Consider the following 2899-nt stretch of genomic DNA (forward strand, 5'->3'; position numbering starts at 1 on the left):
TCCGGGTTCTGCCCGGCATGGACGATAAGAGAACATTATTATGATACCAAAAAACTTTAGGGAAAAATATTATATATATAAATAATATATGAATATATAATATTTGTATATTTATTATATGAATAAATTATATTGAAATATTCTTTTATTGAATATTTGTTTGTATATTTGCGGTGTGAAGTTATAAATATGGTAGTAGTAGTTTTAAAAGCGGCAACTTCTTTCGCTGGTATTGATTATAATGAGCGAAAGAATGAGGAAGGCAAGAGTGAACTTCTTGTTGCAGAAAATTTTGCTATGAATCCAGATAATTTGAAGAAGTCGGATTATATAGCTTATATGGAATCTGTCTGTAGGACTAATCCAGCGGTCAAGGCAAAACAATTTCATGCAGTGATTTCATGTAAGGGGCGTGAATATTCGGCAGAGGATTTGAAAAATGTAGCTTTGCAATATATAAATAAAATGGGTTATGGAAATAATCCTTATATGATATATTTTCATTCTGATACAGAAAATAATCATGTACATATTGTTTCTACACGAGTACAGAAGAACGGACAGAAGGTAAAAGATAATATGGAAGCTGTGCGCTCACAGAAAGTCATAAATCAAATAATGAATGTTGATTTAGCTTTGAAGGCTAAAGATGACATTTCAAAATACATGGAGTTTTCTTTTTCTACAGTGCAGCAATATAAGTTGTTACTTGAACAATCAGGATGGAAATTAAGAGAAAAGGATGGATTATTAATTTTGTATAAGGGTGGTGAAAAGCACGCTTCAATTCAATTAGAGCAGATAAAAGATAAAGCTAAACAATATACACCTGATGAAGAAAGAAGAAAACAGATAACAGCTCTTTTATTTAAATATAAGCAAGGACTTTCCTATACAGAACTTCAAACTTTGATGAAAGATAAGTTTGGTATAAATTTAGTCTTTCATACAGGAAAAGGACATACTAAACCTTATGGATATACATTAATTGATTATAGAAATAAGAGAGTTTTGAAAGGTGGGGAAGTTATGGATTTGAAGGAACTTTTAGTAGAGCCTAATAAACAAGCAAAAGTTGAACACTGTAATAGTATAATTAATCTTCTTTTGAAAGATGGAACAAAATATACAATGGATAGTTTCAAGAAATTAATGTTAGATTACGGTTATAGGTTTTCAATGAATGGCACAATATTTATAAATGGTGATGATAAGGCTTTATTGGTTCTTGATAAAAAACTGTTGAAAGAACTTAGATATAATAGCAGAGTGTATGAAGCAAATAAATTTAATGTTGCTACACTTAAAGAAGCCGAGTTGTTAAGTAGAATTTATCATGTGAAAAAAGATGATATTTTGATTCAAGAGCATATGGATAAAAAAATACTGTCTATTCTGATATGATAAATAGTTATTTGGCTCATAGTTCAGATTTACATTCTACATTAAGAGAAAAAGGAATTCTTTTTGTTGAAGATGATAATTTAGTTTATCTAATAGATAAAAAGAATAAAGTAATCGTAAGTACTGATGATTTAGGAATCAATATTATAAAAGATGGCTATAGTAAAGATAGGATTACTCTAGTTACTCTTGATAAGATGGAAAGAATAAATGTTGAACAAGATTCAGAACTGGCAAGGGGATTTAATCTGATTGATGCTATTTGTGATATTCTTAGCCAGCATATAAATGTACAGCAAGATAAATCTCCTAATAGGAAAAAGAAAAGAGGACAGCAACAAAATTAATAAATATAATAAGATATGATAATATTATTTGGGAATCAGAAAGGCGGTTGTGGTAAAACGACTAATTGCATACAATTTGCCAACTATCTAGTAGAAAAAGGAAAAGAAGTTCTAGTATTGGATTTAGATTTTCAGCGTTCATTATCGGATAGAAGAAAAGAAGATATTGCGACCTATGATAATGAACCTAAATATGAGGTTATACAAACCGATATATCTAATGTTGCTAAAATTATTAGTGATTTTACTAAGGTTGAGCAAGGAAATCTATTAATAGATTTGCCTGGTAAGATTGATGATGATGCTCTGGGAACTATTCTTAAAGCTGCGGATATAATAATATGCCCATTTAAATACGATAAATTTACAATGGATAGTACAGGTTTTTTTATCCAAGTGTTACAGTATTTAAATGTAAAAGCCAAAATATTCTTTTTACCTAACAATATGAGAACTGCGGTAAGATATGAAACAAAAGAACAGGTAGTTGATATTCTTAAGCAAGTTGGTTTTGTTACAGATGAAATACCAGCTTCTGTTGCTATGGAACGTATAAATACATTAGCAATTAGTAATGAGTGTATTGATAAGGTGAAGAATGCTTATGATTATATCATTCAAGAAGGAGCAATAAAATAAAATATTCTTTTAATAGATATTTGTTATAAAGTTATTCATTTATTGTATATATTTGCACATGGCTGATAAATTAAGGAAAAAGCAAAATGAAGGTATTTCTAGTGTTCTGGAAATAGCTAAAATGATAAGAGGTGAAGAATTGCATGGGAGTAGTATAAATGAAGCTCCTATTCAAGAAGCTAAATATGAAGTTGAAGAGGAGAAAGAACCACTTCATGTAGAAATGGAAACAACTTCTTCGGAAGTTTTTAATTTTAATGGCTCTAGTGAAATGGATTTGACGGACTTATTAGAGTACATTAAAGGAAAAAATTATAATTGCAAGGAAGTTCTATATGTTGATACAGATGTAAAAGAGGTGTTTGGGTTGCTCAAAGCTAAAGCCAAAATACCTATTTCATCTTTAGTTTCGTTTATTTTGGAAGATTGGTTAACTAAACACCGTAGCGACATAAGTTCTTTGATTAAGCAAAAAAAGAACCGTTTTCTTTAGTACAGAAAAAGGGTCG

Annotated in this window: 2 protein-coding genes and 1 pseudogene; all 3 read left to right on the forward strand. The window is 29.6% G+C overall.

Features of this window, described 5'->3' with window-relative positions; translation table 11 throughout:
* Positions 1–189: 189 nt before the first annotated feature.
* The 3 genes and pseudogenes from JZY04_RS20820 to JZY04_RS20830 all read left to right on the forward strand — a co-directional run bounded on the left by JZY04_RS20820 (position 190) and on the right by JZY04_RS20830 (position 2883).
* Positions 190–1751, forward strand: a pseudogene (locus JZY04_RS20820) (relaxase/mobilization nuclease domain-containing protein).
* Positions 1752–1766: 15 nt separating this feature from the next.
* On the forward strand, positions 1767–2390 hold the full coding sequence (locus tag JZY04_RS20825; RefSeq protein WP_004295355.1) for a ParA family protein: 624 nt from the start codon (positions 1767–1769) through the stop codon (positions 2388–2390).
* Positions 2391–2448: 58 nt separating this feature from the next.
* Positions 2449–2883 (forward strand): hypothetical protein, encoded by a 435-nt coding sequence (locus tag JZY04_RS20830; RefSeq protein WP_007557648.1) that lies wholly within the window; start codon positions 2449–2451, stop codon positions 2881–2883.
* Positions 2884–2899 lie beyond the last annotated feature (16 nt).

This window comes from Bacteroides sp. 11BF (assembly GCF_019633765.1).
GTDB lineage: Bacteria > Bacteroidota > Bacteroidia > Bacteroidales > Bacteroidaceae > Bacteroides > Bacteroides hominis.

What these genes read in the sequence shown, in the direction of transcription:
- JZY04_RS20825 (WP_004295355.1), top strand. Translation starts at nt 1,767, where the DNA reads ATGATAATATTATTTGGGAATCAGAAAGGCGGTTGTGGTAAAACGACT.
- JZY04_RS20830 (WP_007557648.1), top strand. Translation starts at nt 2,449, where the DNA reads ATGGCTGATAAATTAAGGAAAAAGCAAAATGAAGGTATTTCTAGTGTT.